14 protein-coding genes are annotated in these 17,465 nt (G+C 45.4%); 11 read left to right on the top strand and 3 right to left on the bottom strand.

What is annotated here, in order from left to right; all coding sequences use genetic code 11:
* From LU351_RS13650 to pgsA, 9 genes are all read left to right on the top strand, one after another.
* On the top strand, nt 1–429 hold the full coding sequence (locus tag LU351_RS13650) for an ExbD/TolR family protein (protein ID WP_232594644.1): 429 nt from the start codon (nt 1–3) through the stop codon (nt 427–429).
* A gap of 161 nt (nt 430–590) precedes the next feature.
* Complete coding sequence (gene lpxK, locus LU351_RS13645; protein WP_269783459.1) at nt 591–1,658, top strand: tetraacyldisaccharide 4'-kinase; 1,068 nt, start codon at nt 591–593, stop codon at nt 1,656–1,658.
* 71 nt (nt 1,659–1,729) lie between these two features.
* Nucleotides 1,730–2,533: a 3-deoxy-manno-octulosonate cytidylyltransferase gene (gene kdsB / locus LU351_RS13640; protein ID WP_232594642.1), complete on the top strand. Its 804-nt coding sequence runs from the start codon at nt 1,730–1,732 to the stop codon at nt 2,531–2,533.
* Nucleotides 2,530–3,012, top strand: coding sequence for a low molecular weight protein-tyrosine-phosphatase (locus LU351_RS13635; protein ID WP_232594641.1), 483 nt, complete (start codon nt 2,530–2,532; stop codon nt 3,010–3,012). The genes kdsB and LU351_RS13635 overlap by 4 nt, the downstream gene beginning before the upstream one ends.
* A gap of 20 nt (nt 3,013–3,032) precedes the next feature.
* Nucleotides 3,033–4,112, top strand: coding sequence for a UDP-N-acetylmuramate dehydrogenase (gene murB / locus LU351_RS13630; protein ID WP_232594640.1), 1,080 nt, complete (start codon nt 3,033–3,035; stop codon nt 4,110–4,112).
* A 6-nt stretch (nt 4,113–4,118) separates the two neighbouring features.
* The gene (locus tag LU351_RS13625) at nt 4,119–4,808 is read left to right on the top strand and encodes an alpha-ketoglutarate-dependent dioxygenase AlkB family protein (RefSeq protein ID WP_232594639.1); all 690 of its coding nucleotides are present in this window, start codon (nt 4,119–4,121) and stop codon (nt 4,806–4,808) included.
* A gap of 317 nt (nt 4,809–5,125) precedes the next feature.
* A complete protein-coding gene (locus LU351_RS13620) occupies nt 5,126–5,773 on the top strand; it encodes a response regulator (protein ID WP_232594638.1) in 648 nt (215 codons plus the stop codon).
* A gap of 27 nt (nt 5,774–5,800) precedes the next feature.
* Entirely contained in the window at nt 5,801–7,660 is a 1,860-nt protein-coding gene (uvrC, locus tag LU351_RS13615; protein ID WP_232594637.1) for an excinuclease ABC subunit UvrC, read from the top strand.
* Nucleotides 7,661–7,730: 70 nt separating this feature from the next.
* On the top strand, nt 7,731–8,330 hold the full coding sequence (gene pgsA / locus LU351_RS13610) for a CDP-diacylglycerol--glycerol-3-phosphate 3-phosphatidyltransferase (protein ID WP_232594636.1): 600 nt from the start codon (nt 7,731–7,733) through the stop codon (nt 8,328–8,330).
* Between the two features lie 115 nt (nt 8,331–8,445).
* On the opposite strand, the gene LU351_RS13605 is transcribed toward pgsA, so the two are convergent.
* Nucleotides 8,446–9,258 carry a formate/nitrite transporter family protein gene (locus tag LU351_RS13605; protein WP_232594635.1) on the bottom strand — a complete coding sequence of 271 codons (813 nt, stop codon included), beginning with the start codon at nt 9,256–9,258 and terminating at the stop codon, nt 8,446–8,448.
* Nucleotides 9,259–9,857: 599 nt separating this feature from the next.
* Here LU351_RS13605 and LU351_RS13600 point away from each other — a divergent pair.
* Both LU351_RS13600 and LU351_RS13595 read left to right on the top strand, forming a co-directional pair.
* A complete protein-coding gene (locus tag LU351_RS13600) occupies nt 9,858–10,061 on the top strand; it encodes a hypothetical protein (RefSeq protein WP_232594634.1) in 204 nt (67 codons plus the stop codon).
* Nucleotides 10,051–11,505, top strand: a complete 1,455-nt coding sequence (locus LU351_RS13595; RefSeq protein WP_232594633.1) for an FAD-dependent oxidoreductase — start codon at nt 10,051–10,053, stop codon at nt 11,503–11,505. Before LU351_RS13600 ends, LU351_RS13595 begins: the two co-directional genes overlap by 11 nt.
* A gap of 136 nt (nt 11,506–11,641) precedes the next feature.
* Here the strand turns inward: LU351_RS13595 and metH are convergent, their stop codons facing one another.
* Together metH and LU351_RS13585 are read right to left on the bottom strand one after the other, a co-directional pair.
* Nucleotides 11,642–15,346: a methionine synthase gene (metH, locus tag LU351_RS13590; protein ID WP_232594632.1), complete on the bottom strand. Its 3,705-nt coding sequence runs from the start codon at nt 15,344–15,346 to the stop codon at nt 11,642–11,644.
* Between the two features lie 294 nt (nt 15,347–15,640).
* On the bottom strand, nt 15,641–16,651 hold the full coding sequence (locus tag LU351_RS13585) for an integron integrase (protein WP_232594631.1): 1,011 nt from the start codon (nt 16,649–16,651) through the stop codon (nt 15,641–15,643).
* Between the last annotated feature and the right edge of the window lie 814 nt (nt 16,652–17,465).

The following is a 17,465-nucleotide window of genomic DNA, read 5'->3' as shown; positions in this document are numbered from 1 at the left end:
GTGAAATTTCGTCGTCAACATCGCGGAGAGGACGGTATCAATTTAACGCCACTAATTGATGTCGTATTTCTACTGCTTATTTTTTTCATGGTCTCCACCACCTTTACCAAAGAAACTCATTTAAACGTTGATCTACCCGAAGCGGTGGCAAATCCATCGCAAGATCAGCCAGAAATGATTGAAATTCTTATCGGTGTCGATGGCAGTTTTTCGGTGGATGGTAACAGTTTGGTTAATAAAAGAATCGATACCTTAATGAAGGCGCTGAATGAATCTTCAGAAGGAAATAGTCAACGTCCTCTGATTATTACTGCCGATGCCAAAACGCCGCATCAGGCGGTTGTTACGGCGATGGATGCGGCTGGGCAATTGGGTTTTGTGAACTTGAGTATCACCACCAAAAGACCTGCTCATCAAGGTGAGGGTTAAGCTACAGACGCTTGAGGCACTCTACACCTTCGTTTACTTTTGAAAGTCAGCCAGTGATGGTTGGCTTTTTTAATGTGAATAACGTTGAATTTCATTACCCGCTTTGATGTATCGATATCGCTGAGCAATGGGTATGTCGTCTCTAAAGGACAGCTATTATCTTGAAACACTGGCTTGAAACTGCTCTAAATAATGCTTGGTATGATACAAGGCCCTCCTGGACAGCCTACCTAACGCCGCTCGAAGTTTTATTCCGGTATATGTCTTTTCGTCGAAAAGAGAAAGATCAGAAAGTGAATTCGCCGTTACCCGTTCCTGTCGTTGTTGTTGGCAATATTACGGTGGGTGGAACGGGGAAAACCCCGCTGCTTCAAGCGCTTTCTCTTGAGTTACGTCAACGAGGCTGGAATCCTGGAATTGTCAGTCGAGGTTATGGTGGTGCGCGCAGTAGCGAGCCTTTACGTGTTCTGTCTTCAACATCGGTGTCAGAGTGTGGAGATGAACCCAAGTTATTAGCCGATACCACAGGTTGCCCGGTGGTAGTGGATGTGGAGCGTTATCGAGGGGCAAACTTCTTAGTGGAATTGGGGTGTACGATTATTTTATCGGATGATGGTTTACAGCACTATCGTTTGCCTCGTGATGTGGAGATTGTTGTCGTCGATGGGGCAAGGGGGTTCGGTAATGGTCGGCTCCTGCCCGTAGGCCCGTTGCGTGAGAGTATAAGTCGGTGTGAAACAGTGGATTACATTATTTCCAATGGGGCGATGAATACCCAGGTGGCGAACCTTGTGAACGACATGAACTCTTCACTCGTATCGGCGACCATGGAGATCCTCCCTACTTGTTTCAAGCAGGTTGCCACGGGAGAAGAAATGCCCCTTGATTCGATTCAATTTACACAAGATGCGAATGCCATTACAGGAATCGGTAACCCTAATCGCTTTGCCAATACGCTGCGCTCTATCCCTTCGATTTCTGAGTCAATCCCACTGAGCACTTTTCCTGATCATCACTCTTTCACATTCAGTGACCTTGAGGCATATTCTGGGCAACCCTTACTGATGACCAGTAAAGATGCTGTGAAATGCCAATCCTTAATTGAAAAGTCACCATTATTGGATGCTTCTCAGTGGTGGAGTGTGGTGGTTGGGCCTCGCTTGTCCACTGGGTTTTATGATCAGTTTATTGAAAAAATTGACCGTATTAAGAAAGACAAGCTCGTATAACTGTTTAAAAAGCCAATAATTTAGTTAATAAGCCAGCAAACTAATTAATAAATCAACAAGGTAATCAGAAAGTGAATACGCCTGAATTTTACGTCGTTATCCCTGCCAGATACGCTTCTACTCGTCTGCCGGGCAAACCTTTGTGTGATATTGCAGGCAAACCAATGATTCAGCGTGTCTATGAGCGTGCGGTAGAATCTGGAGCCAAGCGCTTGGTGGTGGCCACAGATGATGAGCGAATCAAAAGTGTGGTTGAGTCTTTTGGGGGCGAGGTGTGTATGACCTCACCTGAGCATGAATCCGGTACGGATCGGCTGCAAGAAGTGGTGAGCCGCCTGTCGCTCACTGAAGAGTCGATTGTGGTGAATGTTCAGGGGGATGAGCCTTTGATTCCTCCGGAGGTGATTCGTCAAGTGGCGGTGAATCTTGCTAAGACCCCGGAAGCATCCGTAGCAACATTATCGGAACCCATCACCGAGTTAGCATCATTTCTGGACCCAAATGTGGTCAAAGTGGTTTCTAATGCTTCAGGGCTTGCATGCTATTTCAGCCGAGCTCCCATTCCTTGGCCGAGGGAGGATTTTGCATCAGAGGTCTCATTGCCCTTTAACACCAATAACCGTGTCATATCGGAAATGCCCGAAGGGGTTTCTGCTTCGCGCCATATTGGTATTTATGCATACCGAGTAGCATTATTAAACCGCTTTGTGCAATGGCCGCAAGCGGCTTTGGAGACCACAGAAAAATTAGAACAACTGCGTGTATTGGCGAATGGTGAATCTATTCATGTAGCGCCGGCCTGTGAAGAGGTGCCAGGTGGAGTGGATACGCCGGAGGATCTTGAACGCTTACGGCAATTACTGGGGGAAAAATGAGCATAAAGGTTTTATTTGTTTGCTTAGGTAATATTTGTCGTTCACCGACTGCCGAAGGTGTATTTCGACACTACGTTGAAAAAGCCGGTAAGTCTCACTGGATCAACATCGATTCGGCCGGTACGGGAGGCTGGCATATAGGCGCATCCCCCGACCCTAGAGCGCAAGAAGCGGCTAGTCAGAGGGGTTACTCTTTATCATCGATTACAGCTCGACAAGTGTCGTTGAAAGATTTTTCTGAGTTTGACTACATCTTGGCGATGGACAATGACAACTTGTCAAACTTACGTGCGTTGGCTTCAGAAACCTCGTTTCATGGGCATTTGGGATTATTTTTGGATTTTGCGAAAGAGACGTCTCACCGCGAAGTGCCTGACCCATACTACGGTGGGGATGCCGGGTTTGTGTTGGTCTTAGACCTTATTGAGCAAGCCAGTGAAGGTTTGCTTCAAGCCATTGAGCGAGAGCATGTGCTGTAAATAAGGAATCGATTCTTTTGATGCTAAGTCCGCAGAGTAAAATCGTATCGCACATCAATGGTATTGTCGTAGGCCCATTGGATTTACTGGCAGCCAATACGCTTCGTGTACCCTGTTCAACCTGGAACACTTTTTTCGTTGATACTGTTGAGGGATTGCAATCACTTCTCCCAGAGGTTCGTCACCAACCTTTATTGGTATTGGGTGGGGGGAGCAATGTTATTTTAAAACCTGTTTTTCCCGGTGTGGCGTTACTGATGCGCATTGGTGGTATTGACTACCTACCGATTGACGATGCTGATGTTGACTCGAGGCAGATGCTGGTGAAAGCGGGTGCGGGTGTGGTGTGGGATGATTTGGTCTCTCAAACCGTAAAGGCGGGGTGGAGTGGACTGGAAAATCTCTCTCTTATCCCAGGAACTGTGGGCGCGGCGCCTATTCAGAATATTGGTGCCTATGGCGTCGAGCTTGATCAGGTTTTCCATGCACTGGAAGCCGTTCGTATTTCTGATGGTCAAGTGGTGCGTTTTTCAAAAGAAGAGTGCGGTTTTGGTTATCGGCACAGTGTGTTTAAAGAGGCATTAAAAGGCCAATTTATCATCACATCCGTAACGTTCAGGTTGACTGGGGCGGAGTTCGCTCAGTGCAATACCCGTTACGCTCCCTTGAACCAGTATTTGGATGACCATTCGATTCACAGGGTAACGCCTGAGCAGGTAAGAAAGGCCGTCTGTGATATTCGAAGTCATAAGTTGCCAGACCCTGCCAAAAAACCCAATGTGGGCAGTTTCTTTAAAAACCCAGTGATCGACGAGGCATGTTGGCAAGCATTGCATGAACGTTTCCCAAGTATGGTCAGCTACCCCCAGGAAGCAGGACAGGTAAAACTTGCGGCTGGCTGGCTAATTGATCAGGCAGGTTGGAAAGGGCGAGTTTCGGGGCGGGTAATGGTTCATGATAAGCAAGCGTTAGTGTTGGTGAATCACGAGGCCGGGTCTGCAGACGATATTCTTTCGCTAGCAGAAGAGATTAAGAACGATATTCGAGATAAATTCGGTGTGACATTAGAGATAGAGCCTCAGGTATACCCTCAAGAGTGAATGTGTATGCAGATAGACTTATTTTCTGACAATTCTCCTAATTATCCTTCCGGTAGTCCTTCTAAAAGTCCTTCTGAAAGCCCTTTCGATAGCCTGTCTGATTCCTGCCAGAAAATTGAGCTGACGGATGGAGAGTTAGTGTATTGTCCAGATTGGTTGTCGGCCTCTGAATCCACCGATTTATATCGGGTTTTTAGCCGATTGGCGTGGCAACAAAGCCAAATTCGCATGATGGGGCAATATGTCACGATTCCGAGGCTCAATGCTTGGTATGGTGATCTAGGGGCGAATTACGGTTATTCTGGTGTGCGTTTACCGTTAAATACTTGGACATCAGAATTGCGAGTGTTACGGGAACAATTGTTATCGACAACTGGGTGCCGCTTTAACAGTGTTTTGGCGAATTGGTATCGATCAGGTCAGGATAGTGTGTCGTGGCACAGTGATGATGAGCCTGAATTGGGGGAAAATCCGGTCATTGCATCTGTCAGTTTGGGTGAGACTCGACGCTTTCAATTGCGACACAAAACAAAGCGAGAGATCGAAACAGTCGCGTTGGACTTAGCCTCTGGGTCTCTCCTATTGATGCTCGGAAAGACACAGACTCATTGGCAGCATCAAATACCTAAAACTAAACGCATAATCGGTGGTCGGATAAACTTAACCTTTCGCAATATCGTGAATAATGAAAAATAACTGTGGTTTAGCCAATGTTAAGGGTGATATCGTCGTGGCAATGTTCTATGATTTGCATAGTCGCTAATGAAAAAATGACCGTAGATAATTCACCTGCGTTTTACCATTCATTAATCGGGTGCTGTTGTTAAGTGCCGTATTTATCTGGGCCTAAGTGCCTCACTTCTTCAGGGTTCTTTCACATCTCAAGGCTGAGACTGCGTGCAGACAGTATGCGGGTCAGGAAGTGATAATGCGTCAGTACCGAGTCGCCAGTATCGAATGAAGGTTCTAATGTGCAGATGCGAAGACCGAAATTTCGCTTTGAGGTTTACTGAGTGATCAGAATATTAGTAGTAGATGACCATGACATTGTACGTATGGGGATTGTACGTATGCTGGCTGACATCGATGAATTTGATATCGTTGGTGAGGCTGAAAGTGGCGAAGAGTCATTATCCAAGGTGCGCCAATTGACACCGGATGTGGTGCTAATGGATGTGAAAATGCCGGGTATTGGTGGTTTGGAAGCCACCAAAAAGTTATTGGTGGCTCACGAAGGGCTCAAGGTCATCGCTCTGACGGCATTGGATGACAATATTTTTCCAACCAAGTTGATGCAAGCGGGTGCCATGGGGTATTTGACCAAAGGTACCGGTTTAACAGAAATGGTTGAGGCCATTAAAATGGTCTATAACGGTCGCCATTATATGAGTAATTCTATTGCTCAACAGATGGCCATGAAAAACTTTGTGGACGACTCCAGAACCCCCTTTGAAAAACTTTCAGAACGCGAGCTGCAAACGGCATTAATGATCGCGAATGGCCGTAAAGCTCAGGAAATCGCCAACACATTTAATGTTAGCCCGAAAACGGTCAACAGCTACCGTTATCGTATTTTTGACAAGCTCAGCATTAATAGTGACGTTGAATTGGCCCTGCTGGCGGTGAAGCATGGCGTTTTGAACGTAGAAGTGGATGACTAGGCGCTGTCAATTAGGAAAGGCAGTGTCATGCTTACCGATACCCAAAACGAACACGCTGAATTGGATGCGGTTTTTGATCATCGACAATTTCTTGCATCAGTCTCACGTGTGCCTGGTGTGTATCAGATGTACGATCGGTCTGGTGCGATTTTGTATGTGGGCAAAGCCAAGCAATTGCGCAATCGTTTATCCAGTTATTTCCGTGAAACGGGGTTAAGCCCTAAAACCCAAGCGTTAGTAAAGCGCATTGCAAATATTCAAGTAACGCCAACGCAGTCTGAGCTTGAAGCCTTATTGCTTGAGCAAAACCTCATTAAAAGTCAGAAGCCACCCTATAACATTTTGCTTCGTGACGATAAATCTTACCCTTACATTTTTGTCTCATCCAATGAAGCATTTCCCCGCATTGCCTTGCATCGTGGGCCACAGAAAAAACGCGGCCATTATTTTGGGCCTTACCCCAATGTGGCCGCAGTCAGAGAGAGCCTGAATTTTCTGCAAAAAACCTTTCGAATTCGCCAGTGTGAAGACAGTGTGTATCGCAATCGCTCGCGCCCTTGTCTGCAATATCAAATTGGTCGATGTAAAGCACCTTGTGTGGAGGCCGTTGAGCGTGAAGAGTACGACGAAGATTTGCGTCATACACAGATGTTTCTTCAAGGTAAAAATCAAGAGTTGACCCAAGAATTGGCTCACCAAATGGACGTGTTTTCTCAAGACTTGGCGTTTGAGAAAGCCGCTGAATGTCGAGATCAAATCAGCGCATTAAGCCGATTACAGGCAGAGCAAGTGGCTGAAACCGGGGTAGCCACCGCCGATGTGATGGGTGTCGCCGAAGCCGGTGGCGAACTTTGTGTGCATGTGTTGTTTGTTCGAGAGGGGAGAATTTTAGGCAGTAAAAGTTATTTTCCCAAAAATGCGTTAGGGGAGTCTGTGGAAGAGGTGGTTCAATCGTTCTTAGCGCAGTTTTATTTGGCCAACCAAGGGCGAGACGTTCCTTCTGAAATCGTACTGCAACAGGTCTTGCCAAGTGTCGAGGTACTAGAGGCGGCACTGCTGGAAAGTAAGCAGAAAAAAGTCGTGATTCGTACCAATGTGCGCAGCCAGCGTGCTAAATGGCTGGAATTGGCCACGCGCTCGGCTGAGCAAAATCTTGCGACACATAATACACAGCGCAGTACTATTAAGCGCAAGTATGAACAGCTCCAGGAAGTATTGGCGTTATCGGAGTTGCCTAAGCGCATGGAATGCTTTGATATTAGCCATAGCAGTGGTGAAAAAACCGTTGCATCGTGTGTAGTTTTTGATGAACAAGGGCCACGTAAGTCTGATTATCGTCGTTTTAACATTGATGATATAACCCCTGGGGATGATTATGCCGCCATGCATCAAGCGCTCACGCGTCGTTACACGCGCATTGTGCAAGGTGAGGGCATACTGCCTGATATTTTGGTAATTGATGGCGGTAAAGGTCAAGTCAATGAAGCTGCAGAGGTGTTGAGCGAGCTGGGAGTGCACGGGGTCTTCTTGTTGGGGGTAGCAAAAGGCACGACTCGAAAAGCCGGGTTTGAGACCTTATATCTCCATGAGACGTCCAAAACCATGACGTTGGATTCGACGGCACCTGCGTTGCACTTGTTGCAATCTATCCGCGATGAAGCCCATCGGTTTGCCATTACGGGCCATAAAAACCGACGCGATAAAGCCCGCAAAACCTCAACGTTAGAGTCGATTCCTGGGGTGGGCAACGCACGACGGAAAGAACTGCTGCGTCATTTTGGGGGGCTGCAGGGCGTGAAGGCCGCCAGTGTGGATGATTTAAAACGCGTAAAGGGAATCAGCCGGACACTGGCTGAAGATATTTACCACCACCTCAATGGTGAATGAATTCGTACGAATACCATCGTGTCGTGTTAACCTTGCCGCGTTCTCAGACCTAAGTAAAGAATTGAGTTTTATGAATTTAGCCAATCAATTAACGCTACTCCGAATTGTTTTAATACCTGCTCTGATTCTCGTGTTTTACCTTCCCTTTGCATGGAGTGCGTTTTTGTCAGCCTTAATTTTTTCCGTTGCTGCCATTACCGATTGGGCAGACGGTTACATTGCTCGTAAATACAACCAAACCACACCTTTTGGTGCATTCTTAGACCCAGTGGCCGATAAGCTTATGGTGGCGGTGGCATTGGTATTATTGGTTGAAGTTCATGCCAGCCCTTGGTTTGCCATACCAGCAGTAGTGATTGTTGGTCGTGAAATTGTGATTTCAGCTTTACGTGAGTGGATGGCAGAGCTGGGTAAGCGTGCCAGTGTTGCGGTATCGAATGTGGGAAAAGTGAAAACTACTTTTCAAATGATCGCTATTATCGTGTTGTTGCTGTTCCGCCCAGGAGTGAGTGATTGGATGACTTGGCTGGGATACATTACGTTATACGTTGCGGCATCATTAACGCTGTGGTCGATGGTGATTTATTTACGTGCAGCGTGGCCTGAATTGTCGCCTTCGAATACAGGGGATAAAGACAAAGCGTCGTCCAATAAAGGCGATACGCCCTAATCTTATCTTTTATTAAAACCTTTCAAAAACCGTTGTTTGATCGACTCGCTACTGAACTTAGGGTGAGCCCTAATGTAGAGGAATCGATCAAAATAAGGAACTTTTCGGTTAAAAATCAGGCAAATTGTTGCGCTTTCGAGGTTTTGACATGGGTTAAGTACAAGGGTAATCCCACTAACATAAACCCGCCAACCAGGTTACCCAAAGCCGTTGGAATTTCATTCCAAATAAAATAATCAATCACCGTAAAGTCGCCGCCCATAATCATGGAAAAAGGGAACAAGAACATATTCACAATCGAATGTTCGAAGCCCATAAAAAAGAACAGCATGATGGGCATCCACATGGCCATCATTTTGCTGGTGGCAGAGGTGGAAATCATCGCGCCTACCACTCCCATCGATACCATCCAATTACACAGCATTCCTCGAATAAAAATGGTGAACCAACCAGACAGCCCATGCTCTTTGTAGCCAATGGTTCGCGACTCACCAATACTTCCCACTTTGGCGGCAATGTCTCCACCGTCGATGTTGTAGCCATAGGTCAGAATAAACGACATAAAAAAAGCCACCGTTAACGCGCCGGCAAAGTTACCAACAAAGACCAACCCCCAATTTTTAAAGACCTTCTGAAGCGTTACGCCTTCACGCCGATCAATATACGCCAGTGGGACTAAAGTAAAAACGCCCGTTAATAAATCAAACTTCATCAAATACAACATGATAAAGCCGACAGGAAATAAAATGGCGCCAATCAAAGGAGACCCTGTTTTAACGATAACCGTAATGGCAAACATAGCGGCCAAGGCCAAAATGGCTCCGGCCATATAGGCTCGAATAAGAGTGTCTTTGGTTGACATATAAATTTTGGACGCGCCAGAGTCCACCATTTTGGTGGCGAATTCACTCGGTTCTAGATAAGCCATAGGAGATCCTCATTTTAGGTGAAGGTGAAGGCTGAGTTTGCACAGGTGGATAGCAAAAATAGAACCAAGGCTTATTGATTGTTATAACTCATTGATTTTTATCGATCTTTTGAAACCTATTTTGCAGTGGGTAAAAAGCTATCGCGCAGATTGTAGATGACAATAAATCTAACGAGGGGAAGAGTGGTCAATAATAGCGCCATAAGATATAGGCGATCTCTATTTTGGATCGTTTTATAAGTCATTTTTTGCTCACAAATAGGGCGTTGGATGGTTATTTTGCATTAAAAAACAATTGTTAATCTCATGTTGTAGAGTGTTGGTCGGTATGAGGGGTATTGCTGGACGAAAATAAAGGGAAGGTTTAATTGAGACCTTTGCTACACATTTTTTTCTGTTAGGGTATATTTATCACGATATTTTGGTTATGAATTCAATAAATGTGATTTTTATTAATTTTTGATATTAAAAATGTTGAAAATTATAAAATCACATAAATTGGTGTTTTTATCTTTGAAAACACCTCTGGCAATAAGGAGTGCTATGCCTGCTGAATATGATGATTTCAGTGGGTGAGTGTCGATAATAAAGGAGTCATTATGAAGCGGCGTCATTTTTTATGGGGTATGTGTTCATTACCCGCCTTCACTCAGGGGAAGGCGCAAGCCCGTAGCTCGGATCATGATCGATTGGAATTCCATGGCAAACCTCTAGATCGGCAGGGGAAATACTTTACCGTTAATGGTTGGGTGGTGACCAAGGCTGAGCTTGATGCCATGAAGGAGGGCAGGCATGTTATATGACATTGAGCAGAATCAATTTGCCCCCAACCTGGATACTTACGATTTCGCCATTGCTGGAGCTGGCCCAGCCGGCATTACACTGGCAAGAAAACTGGCTCGAAAAGGAAAGCGTGTTGCACTGTTTGAAGCAGGAGGCATGGAATACTCACAGCGCTCCCAAGATATTTATGCGCCTTCTTCTGATTCTACCAGTTACCCTGCTGCCACTACTCGATTACGTTATTTTGGTGGGACATCCAATCATTGGGCTGGGCGTTGTCGTCCATTTGATCCTTTCGATTTTAATAATGATCATAACGATTATGTCTTGCCGGGTTGGCCTATTGAGTTCGACGATATTAATCCCTACCTCGGTGAAGCAAAAGACATTCTTGATTTAGGGCGAGATACGGAATTTAAACCTCTAGAAGGCACAGACGTTATTGAGCAGAGCTTTGAGAAAGACCGCTCTCTTGTGAGTTCGCCCACCCGATTTAACAGCAAATACAAAGAAGAGCTTACACGGTCGGACAGTATTGATTTATACATTAACGCCAATGTCACCAATATAGTATTGGACGATAAAACCAAGCAAATTATTGAAGCATTTGAAGTCTCGGATTACACCGGTAATCGTCATCATTTTAATGCAGGTACATTTGTTTTAGCCTTGGGTGGTATTGAAAACCCACGTTTATTACTGAATGCGGATTCACAATTACAGCATGGCGTTGGTAATCAGCATGATATGGTTGGCCGTTGTTTTATGGATCACTTTAATGTGCGATTGTGTACCTTTATGCCGAATTCAACACGTTGGCAAGATGTTGGCCGCATGGAGTTTTACACCAAACCATCGTGGTCGCACGAGAATGCGGTGGGCACCTCAAATGTTACGCTGTCTATTTTTCAGGCTACTCGTGTTGATGGACGTTTTAAACCGCTAAAACTCAGGCTAGCGGATTTTGCTTGTCGTTACGGTTACGAAGATCAGTTGGGTAAATTATTTCGTGTGGCCTGTGCGGGAGAGGGGTTGGTGACCACATTAATGGAGCAAGAACCTCACCCAGATTGTCGCTTGATGTTATCGGATGAAACCGACAGCTTAGGGCTGCGTCGATTAAAAACGCAATGGAAAATGAGCGAGCTGGACAAAAAAACCATTCGCACTATCGCCAAAGAGATCAGTATACAAGCCACCGAATCTGGGCTCGGGCGCTTCCAATTACCGGAATACATTCTGGACGAGTCGTTGGAAATCCCGAATATTTACCACTGTCATCATATGGGCAGCACGCGGATGGCGGCGCTACCCGAGCACGGTGTGGTGGATAAAAATTGCAAAGTATTTGGCACGAATAACTTGTATGTGGCGGGAAGTAGCGTGTTTTCTCGTGGTGGGGGTAATAATCCGACTATGCCGCTATTGCAACTGGCTTTGAGGTTGGGAGATCACTTAACTTAATTAAGCCGCTCAGCATTTAAACGAAATGGATAAAGCCTCTGAAGTTTCTTCACTCTTCAGAGGCTTTTTAGTGTTTATAGGCTAAATGTTTGTGGTTTATTAGAGTGTCTAACTATCTTAATTTAATTATCGTAATTCAGCTATCGTAATTTAATACGGGCTGCAACCAGCGTTCCAACGTTTCCATTTCCATTCCTTTACGCTCTGCCAAAGATTCCACCTGATCTTTTTCAATTTTTCCCGTCGCAAAATACGTAGACTCTGGGTGAGAGAAATACCATCCAGAAACGGCCGCCGTTGGAAACATGGCGAAATGTTCTGTGAGGGTGACATCGATATTTTCAGTCGCATTTAGCAGAGAAAATAAAGTCGCTTTTTCCGTGTGATCTGGACAGGCCGGGTAACCCGGTGCAGGGCGAATACCGCTGTAGCGTTCTTTAATTAATTCCTCATTCGAGAAGGTCTCATTCTCAGAATACCCCCAAAACTCTTCCCGCACGCGCTGATGCATATGTTCGGCGAAAGATTCTGCCAAGCGATCTGCCAGCGCTTTTACCATAATACTGTTGTAATCATCGCCTGCTTCTTCATAGGATTTCGCCAATTCTTCAGCACCAATGCCGGCGGTCACGACAAAGCCGCCAACGTAATCTTCGGCGCCCGATTCTTTTGGCGCAACAAAATCCGCCAATGAGTAATTGGGTTTGGTGTTACCTGGTTTTTGGATTTGTTGGCGAATGTGATGGAGTAGGGCGATTTGTTCGTTACGATTTTCATCGGCGAACAATTCAATATCATCGTTATTGACTCTATTCGCTGGCCAGAAACCAATCACGCCTTTGGCTTGAATGAGTTTTTCATCCACCAATTTTTTTAGCATCGTTTGGGCATCGGCAAATAAATTACGTGCAGCTTCGCCTACGATCTCATCGTCTAAAATTCTCGGGAATTTTCCGGCCAAATCCCAAGAGATAAAAAAGGGCGTCCAATCGATGGTTTCGATTAGGGTTTCCAATGAATAATCGTCGAAGATTTTAATGCCGGTAAAGCTCGGTTTAGGTGGGGTGTAGTTTTCCCAGTCCCATTTAAAACCGTGCTCGATGGCCTTCTCATAGGTACGAACGGTGCCTCTAGGTTTGCGATTCGCATTACGCTCACGCACTTTTTCGTATTCGACTTTTAGGTCTTCAACAAATCCGCCGCGTCGTTCTTTTGAGAGAAGTGTGCTGGCGACGCCCACCGCGCGCGATGCATCAGCGACGTATACCGCTTGATTTAAATGGAATTGTGGGTCAATTTTCACGGCGGTATGGGCTTTTGATGTGGTGGCGCCACCAATCATCAATGGCTTATCAATACCTTGGCGCTCCATTTCTTTCGCCACGGTGACCATTTCATCCAGTGACGGGGTGATTAATCCAGACAGCCCAATAATGTCACAGTTTTTTTCCTGAGCGACTTTTAGAATTTCTTCACAAGGCACCATCACGCCTAAATCGACCACTTCGAAGTTATTGCATTGCAAAACAACGCCGACAATATTTTTACCAATATCATGGACGTCACCTTTTACTGTGGCCATTAATATTCGACCGTTACTTTCAGCGGCTTCGTCTTTTTCGGCTTCAATATAAGGTTGTAAATAGGCGACTGATTGCTTCATTACACGGGCGGATTTTACTACCTGCGGTAAAAACATTTTACCTTCGCCAAATAATCCACCCACCACATTCATGCCGTCCATTAAGGGGCCTTCAATCACATCCAGTGGGCGAGTGGAGCCTTGTCGAGCTTCTTCGGTGTCTTCTTCAATAAACGCAGAAACCCCTTTTACCAAAGCGTGTTCCAGACGTTTGGCGACCGGCCAGGTGCGCCATTCTAAATCTTCTTTTTTCGGGCCACTGCTGCCATCGCCTTTGTATTTTTCGGCAATGTCGAGAAGGGCTTCAGTGGCATTTTCATTTTTGTTTAATACCACGTCTTCAACGGCGTCTTTTAACTCTTTGGGTAAATCGTCGTACACGGCCAATTGGCCGGCATTAACAATGCCCATGTTCATGCCGGACTTAATGGCGTAATACAAAAAGACGGAGTGAATGGCTTCACGTACCGGATTATTACCTCGGAAAGAGAAAGACACATTACTCACGCCACCGGAAACCCCCGCATGGGGTAAATTGGTGCGAATCCAGCGGGTGGCGTCAATAAAGTCGACGGCGTAATTATTGTGTTCTTCAATTCCGGTGGCGACAGCAAAAATATTCGGGTCGAAAATAATATCTGCAGGGTTAAATCCAACTTTGTCTACCAGCACGCGATAAGAGCGTTCGCAGATTTCGATTTTTCGAGCTTCGGTATCTGCTTGGCCGTTTTCATCAAAGGCCATCACGATAACGGCGGCACCATAGCGCATACAGGCTTTGGCCCGTTCAATAAATTCTTCTTCACCTTCTTTTAAGCTGATGGAGTTAACAATGGGCTTGCCTTGAATGCATTTTAAGCCCGCTTCAATAATGTCCCACTTGGAAGAGTCCACCATAATCGGAACACGAGCAATGTCGGGCTCCCCGGCGATGAGATTTAAGAATTTCACCATGGCGGCTTTGGCATCGAGCATGCCTTCGTCCATGTTGATGTCGATCACTTGAGCGCCGTTTTCCACTTGCTGTTGGGCAACTTCCAACGCGGTGGTGTAATCCTCTTCGATAATTAAGCGTTTGAAGCGGGCGGAGCCGGTGACGTTACAACGTTCGCCCACGTTCACAAATAATGCGTTTTTATCGATATTAAAAGGTTCTAAGCCAGATAACCGGCACGCCGGTTCAATCTCGGGTAAAGGGCGGGGGGTAAACTGAGCGACTTTCTCGGCAATGGCGCGAATATGATCGGGCGAGGATCCGCAGCACCCACCAATAATATTGACGAAGCCACTTTGCGCAAACTCGCCAACAATTTCGGCCATTTCTTCCGGCGTTTGATCGTATTCGCCAAACTCGTTAGGTAGGCCTGCATTGGGGTGGGCGGAGACGGCGAATTCCGATACCCGAGACATTTCTTTCACATACTGGCGCAACAAGTCGGCACCCAAGGCACAGTTCAGCCCCATGGAAATGGGTTTGGCGTGCGCGAGTGAGTTGTAGAAGGCTTCTGTGGTTTGACCAGAAAGAGTACGGCCAGAGGCGTCGGTAATGGTGCCCGAGATCATAATCGGTAACTCAAAACCAACACGCTCAAAGTACTCTTGCACGGCGTAAACAGCGGCTTTGGCGTTTAAGGTGTCGAAAATGGTTTCGATTAGCACAATATCGATACCGCCTTTTACCAAACCATCCAACGCTTCCAGGTAGTTTTCAACCAACTCATCAAAGGTAACATTACGAGCACCAGGGTCATTGACGTCAGGCGAGATGGAGCAGGTGCGTGAAGTGGGGCCAAGCACTCCGGCCACAAAGCGGGGCTTGTCGGGATTTTGAGCGGTTACATAATCGGCGGCTTCACGGGCCATGGTGGCGGCTGCCACATTTAACTCATGCACCAGTTCTTCCATGTCGTAGTCGGCCATGGAAATCTTGGTGGCATTAAAGCTGTTGGTCTCGATGATGTCTGCACCGGCCTCTAAGTAGGCGATGTGGATATCTCGGATGATATCCGGCTGTGTAATGGCCAACAGGTCGTTATTGCCGGCAATATCCATGTGGTAGTTGGCAAAACGCTCCCCTCGATAGTCACTTTCTTGCAGTTTATATCCCTGAATCATCGTTCCCATCGCCCCATCGAGGATTAAAATGCGGTTTTTTATGGCTTGGTGGAGGGCGTTAATACGTTCAGTACGATCATTCATGGGAAGCAACTCTTATTACCAACTCTGTTTGCAGCTAACTGGATTGACAGTTAATTTGGGGCGAAATGTGGTTAGTGTAGTGGGAATTTCTCATTACGCTATGCTAAAAACCCCTCTCTTTGGATACGCTCATGGAGGTATTCAATAATCTATATCAATTTTTTTTGATATAGATCTGCTTAGTGTATCAGGCTTGAGGAGTGTGACAAAGGGGGTAGGTGGTTTACTTAGATTGCCGCTTCGAACACTTGTTTGCGCACGCAGCCAACTCAGAGCCAAGGCATCATCGTGCTCTCAGTGTGGGAGTTGTTGTATTCTAGAAAACTCATGTTGATTATGATCGGCTGGGCTGATCACGGCATTACCACCGCGTTTCAAAATATGCGTGTATATCTGGGTTGTTTTCACATCATTGTGCCCAAGTAATTCTTGAACAGTACGAATGTCATACCCGTTTTCTAAAAGTTGAGTGGCAAAGGTATGCCGGAAAGTATGACAGGTCACTTTTTGCTGAATTCTTGCTGTTTTTACAGCGGAGCGTAGCGCCCGCTCAAGCGTCGAAGCATTGATATGGTGGCGCATTTCTTTTCCGCTTCGAGGGTCTAGGCTTCGTTGATGTGATGAAAAAATAAAACGCCAGTGAAGGGACTTGGCCTGTTGCGGGAATTTTTTTGCGAGTGCAAAGGGCATATAAACGTCAGGGAAACCTTCATCGCAATCAAATTGATGATATACAGACGCTTTATTAATGAGCGCTTTCAACCCTTCTTGTGCTCGCATAGGAAGTACCGTAACACGGTCTTTTCGGCCTTTTCCTTGTCGAACAATAATGGCTTTGTTGTGGAAATCAACATCTTTAATTCTCAGGCGTAAAATTTCAGATTTACGTAATCCCGCTCCCCAAGCGAGTAAAATCATTGTTTTGAAAGGTTCTTTTAGATAACACAATATCTCTTCTACTTGGTGTTGTGGTAACACTGTGGGCAAAAAGGGCTTTTCCTTAGAGCGAGTGGCATTAATGTTCACAAGCTCCCGCTGTAAAACATGCCGAAATAAAAAAACAAGTGCGGTAAAAGCTTGGTTTTGCGTGTTGGGTGAGACATGCCTATCCACGGCGAGGTGAGTTAAAAACTGATCCACCCCCTCCGGTGATATCTGATCGGGAGAGATGTACTTACCATATTTAATGAGTTGCCTAATCCAATAGCAGTATACCTTCTCAGTTGCAAAAGACTTTTGCTGGCTTCGAATTACCCTACGAACGCTCTCCATAAAAGGGCTTGTAGCTGTATTCCTTTTAATCATATTAATTCATAACCTTTAAGTTTCTCTGTTTTTTTATACAGTATTATATTAAGTAGAAAAAACGGCTTATGCAGCGTTATTTGATTGTTTTGTGAGCTTATTTGCAAAAAGGTCTTAATATTCAGAGCGTTGCTGAGAAAAATATTATTTGAGAGATAGAAGATTAAACTTCGAGAGGTTGATTTTCGATCTTGAGGTTAAAAAACAAACAGTTTTCGATCATTTTTAGATATCTTGTATAGATTACAAAAAGTTATAATAAAATCAGTGGTTTATGTTGATTTTTGGTCCTTTTGATATTTGGATAATAAGCGGCGCTTGCGGTATTATCCCCTAAAATCAGAAATAACACGGCATGCGCAGTATCATTTGAGATAATGCGGCAGGTGCCGTTTACTAAGCGTTATGCAGCGTGTTGATGAGGGTGGCTTTGATAATTACGTGCCATTAGCCAGTTTTTTCGGCTCGTGGTAAATGAATAATTTAAATCCTTTATTTGGGCTAAAATTGCAGTGTTTTTAGACTTGGTGCGTCAATTCACCTTCGCACTTGGTAACACAGAGTTGGTGGGCATGATTTGTGGTTTTTTAAACCACTGAATATGGTCAAAAGTATCGTGAAAGAGTGTGCTAAATGACAATGTTGGTGCATTGGTAAACCGAGTTGTTATTGTGGGTGTAAGTTGTTTTGGTAGGGCTATTGCCTTAATGATTTTTTGTTCACCTGCATAACAAATAAGAATAAGTGTCGTTAGCCGACACTTATTTGGTTGTTGAACGAGCCCGGTGTCTTCTATTTATAGGAAATAAATTCG

Origin of the sequence: Marinibactrum halimedae (assembly GCF_021234875.1) — a bacterium.
GTDB classification, from domain to species: domain Bacteria; phylum Pseudomonadota; class Gammaproteobacteria; order Pseudomonadales; family Cellvibrionaceae; genus Marinibactrum; species Marinibactrum halimedae.
The sequence above is the reverse complement of the archived record's forward strand: the minus strand, read 5'-3'. Positions and strand labels throughout refer to the sequence as shown.